We start from the raw sequence: 3,193 nt of genomic DNA on the forward strand, positions 1-3,193 counted from the left end.
CGACACGCTGGACCTGCAGGGCAGGCTGCACGAGCTGCGCCGCCGCCCGCAGTGCCCCGGCTGCGGCGACCCGTGGCAGGTCGCGTGGCGGTCGGTCCGGCCGGTGACGCTGCGGCCGGCGAAGAAGGCGACCACCGGGGGCGGCGGGCACCGCACCGCGACGCCGTCGCAGATGCTCGAACGGCACCGGCACCTGATCAGCCCGGTCACCGGGATCATCAAGGAGATCCAGCCCGACCCGGCCGCGCCGCCGTTCGCGAACGCCTACCGCTCCGGCCCCAACGTCGCCCGCGGCATCACCGGGATGGCCGCGCTGCGCGCCGGGCTGCGCTGTGAGAACGGCGGCAAGGGCGTCAGCCCGCTCGACGCGGAGGTCAGCGCGCTCTGCGAGGCGGCGGAACGGTTCTCCGGCAACTTCCAGGGCGACGAACTGCGCATCCGCGGCTCCTACGAAGAGCTGGGCGAGGAAGCCGTCCACCCCAACGCCTGCATGCTCTTCGCCGACCGGCAGTACGCCGACCGCGGCGCCTGGAACCGGGCGCACGCCGACTTCCAGCAGGTCCCCGTGCCGTTCGACCCCACGGCCCGCACCGACTGGACGCCGGTGTGGACGCCGTCCGGGCGCCGCCGCCTGCTGCCGACGTCGTACCTGTACTACGGGACCCCGCGGGAGAGCGCGGCGCCCGGGGTGCGCGCCGACTCGAACGGCGCGGCGGCGGGCAGCAGCCTGGAGGACGCGATCCTGCAGGGCGCGCTCGAACTCGTCGAACGTGACGCCGTGGCGCTGTGGTGGTACAACCGGACGCCGGTGCCGGGCGTGGACCTGGCGTCCTTCGCCGACGCGTGGCTGGAGGAGATGGCGGGCAACTACGCGGCGATCGGCCGCGAGCTCTGGGTCCTCGACTTGACCGCCGATCTCGGGATCCCGGTCACCGTCGCGCTTTCGCGGCGGACCGACGGCCCGCACGAAGACATCATGATGGGCTTCGGTGCGCACCTCGACCCGCGGATCGCGGTGCGCCGCGCGGTGACCGAGCTCAACCAGATGCTGCCGATCGTGCGGGAGGCGGGCCAGGGGCTCGACGACCCGGACGCGCGGCGCTGGCTGGCCTACGCGACCGTCGCGAACCAGCCGTACCTGCGGCCGGCCGCGGGGCAGCGGATGCGCACCGCCGCGGACTTCCCGTTCGTCAACCGGCCCGACGTCCGCGACGACGTCGAGGCGCTGGGCCGGGTGTTCGACCGCGCCGGCCTCGAACTGCTGGTGCTCGACCAGACGCGCCCGGACGTCGGGATCCCCGTGGTCAAGGTGCTCGTCCCGGGGCTGCGCCCCTTCTGGGCCCGGTTCGCGCCCGGCCGGCTCTTCGACGTCCCGGTCGCGCTGGGCAGGCTCGAAGCGCCGACCCCGTACGAGCGGCTCAACCCGTTCCCGATGTTCCTCTGAGCGCCCCCGTGCGGGGGTTCGGAGTTCGCTGTTCGCTTGAGGAGTTTGGTCTTGCCTGCACACCACCAGGAGGGGATCCCGGAGACCGTCCGGCTCTGGTCCCTCACCGAAGACACCCTGCTGGAGGCAGGGGACGACGACACGATCGTCGCGATCACCTGGTGGGGTGAATACGAGCTGGCGGGCATCCCCGGCCCGGTTCGCGAATCACTGGGCCGGATGGTGCTCGGCCCGGTCTCCATGGGCAACCTCGCGTCGTCGGCGAGCGGCGGCGCCGAAGCCTGGGCGGGCGCGCTGCGCAAGGCCCTCAACCAGCTGTCCGGCTCGGTCGTGCACTCGCTGGCGCTCAACGACGGCCGGGGGCCGCTGCTGTCGGCGATCCCGGTGACGCAGAACCCGGTCTTCCCGGCCGATCCGGTGCCGCCCGAGCGGCTCATCAAGCTTTCGCGGTTCTCGGCGATGCGGCCGGACGCCGGCGGGCTGCTGCTCGAATCGCCCCGCGCCCGCTACCGGGTCGCGCTGCTGCGCCCGCCCGCGGTGAGCGTGGCGTCGTCGCTCGCCCGGCCGGTCACCGTCGCGCAGGTCGCCGAGACCACGGGACTGGCCGAAGCGGTGGTGGCCGACATCGCCGCGTTCCTGGTGGCGGCCGGCGTGGTGCTCGCGGCCGACGACTGGGCGGAGTTCGCCGAGGACGGCGACGACGACCTCGCCGTCTGGTCGCAGGACGACCTGATGTTCCACGCGCGCAGCCGGACGTGGCAGAAGGGCGGGTCCTCGGAACCGGGCCCGCGCCGGACCGGCACCGAGCCGCCAGTGGTCAAGCAGATCACCGCGGGCCCGACTTTCCCGTTGCACCGCCCCGACCCGGCCGCGCTCAAGGCGAACGACCCGACGCTGAGCTCGTTGCTCGAAGAAGACCACGTGTGCCCGGAGGTCACCGAGCGCGCGTTGTCGGCCGAGCAGATCGGGGAGTTCCTCTTCCGCGCCGCGCGGGTGCGTTCGATCGGGCCGACCTACCTGCCCGGCGGGCCCGGCCACGAGGCGTCCCAGCGGCCGTACTTCAGCGTCGCCTGCCTGTACGAGCTCGAAATCTACGTCGCGATCAACCGGTGCGCGGGGCTCGGGCGCGGGATCTACCACTACGACCCGCTGTGGCACACGCTGACGCTCATCAACGACGACGCCGTGGCCCTGGACGGCATGCTCGACCTGGCGATGATCGGGGCCGGCAGCCATCGCAGGCCGTCGGTGCTGCTGACGATGACCGCGCGGATGTCGCGGATCGCCTGGGTGCTCGGCAGCGCCGCGTACGCGACGACGCTGCTGCACGTCGGCGCGCTCCAGCAGGTCCTGTACCTCTCGGCGAAGGCGATGGGGCTGGCCGCGCACGCCGTGCCGGTAGACGCCGGCGACCGCGTCGACCGTTCACTGAAACTGGAGTGGCCCGCCGAAGTGAGCGTTGGCGAGTGCGTCCTCGACTTCCCCGGGGCCGGTTGACCCCTGAAACCGGGGGTGCGCCCTGTTACCTTGGTGACCTGGGGTGCTGGGGGTAACGCGGGAGGGGCCGTGGTTTTTCCGGTGCGGGTGCGCGGTTCGCTGTTTTCGAGGCGGGTCGCGCCGCTCGCGGAAGAGCGGCGGGACTCCCGCGCGCTCGTGCTGGGCGCGCAGGCCGTGGCCGCCGCCGGCGTGGCCTTGCTGGCCGTCCTGCCCGTGCTGACCGGTGCGGAGCCGTGGGTGCTGCGGCCGGTC

2 protein-coding genes and 1 pseudogene are annotated in these 3,193 nt (G+C 73.3%); all 3 read left to right on the forward strand.

From position 1 onward, the window contains the following. Positions 1–1,444, forward strand: a 1,444-nt coding sequence (locus G3I65_RS23335; RefSeq protein WP_160698000.1) for a TOMM precursor leader peptide-binding protein, incomplete at its 5' end; no start/stop codon positions are given. Positions 1,445–1,495: 51 nt separating this feature from the next. Next, entirely contained in the window at positions 1,496–2,941 is a 1,446-nt protein-coding gene (locus G3I65_RS23340) for a SagB/ThcOx family dehydrogenase (protein WP_160698001.1), read from the forward strand. A 69-nt stretch (positions 2,942–3,010) separates the two neighbouring features. Next, a pseudogene (locus G3I65_RS23345) lies at positions 3,011–3,193 on the forward strand (hypothetical protein); the annotation flags it as partial.

It is taken from the genome of Amycolatopsis sp. SID8362 (genome assembly GCF_010550475.1).
Classification (GTDB): Bacteria; Actinomycetota; Actinomycetes; order Mycobacteriales; family Pseudonocardiaceae; genus Amycolatopsis; species Amycolatopsis eburnea.